The sequence below is a fragment of the Aquabacterium sp. A08 genome (genome assembly GCF_011742065.1).
In genome coordinates this window covers 1-276 of sequence record NZ_JAAQQT010000293.1, presented here as the reverse complement: position 1 = coordinate 276, position 276 = coordinate 1, and the positions used below count along the sequence as shown (strand labels likewise).

Sequence of the window (276 nt, the reverse complement as noted above, 5' to 3'; positions counted from 1 at the left end):
CAGTCGCTGGCGGCCAGCATCCCCTTCCCCTCGCGCCTGGGCAAGCCCAGCGAGTTCGCCGAACTGGCCTGCCACATCGTCAGCAACGGCCACCTCAACGGCGAAACCATCCGCCTGGACGGTGCCCTGCGCATGAGTCCTCGTTGACCACCCCCGCGCCGCACCTGCGGTGCGTCACCCTCTCCAGGGGGCGATGCCAGTGGCCCGGCCAAGCCGGTTCCACGGCATCCCTGAAACAACACCGAAAGATTTGTGTATGGCCAAAACCGTTGTGTA

1 pseudogene is annotated in these 276 nt (G+C 65.6%); it reads left to right on the top strand.

Going from position 1 to position 276, the window contains the following annotated elements:
- A pseudogene (locus HA630_RS22905) lies at positions 1-147 on the top strand (3-hydroxyacyl-CoA dehydrogenase); the annotation flags it as partial.
- Positions 148-276 lie beyond the last annotated feature (129 nt).